Here is a 231-nt window from a genome sequence, read left to right as displayed (position 1 = left end):
TGCTCAACCCGCCAAGTGGCTATGTGCTGGGCGATAGCGAGCAGGGCAAGCGCTTTGTTTCCTCCCTGCGCGGCGGGGAAAACGTGCGTATCGAGGGCGACGCGCCCTGGCTGGAGCAGGCGCGCCTGCCGCTGGCCGGCGCTGCTCAGCTGCGCATTCGTATCAGCACGGACGCCAATGGCGGCGCCGACGAATTGCTGATTCACCCGCGCAGCGGGGTGGCGCTCAATC

Annotated in this window: 1 pseudogene; it reads left to right on the top strand. The window is 67.5% G+C overall.

The annotated features are described in order from the left end of the window. A pseudogene (locus AC0IW7_RS25095) lies at positions 1–231 on the top strand (precorrin-3B C(17)-methyltransferase); the annotation flags it as partial.

Source organism: Pseudomonas sp. AC229, assembly GCF_979254655.1.
This window is presented reverse-complemented; position numbering and strand designations above follow the sequence as displayed.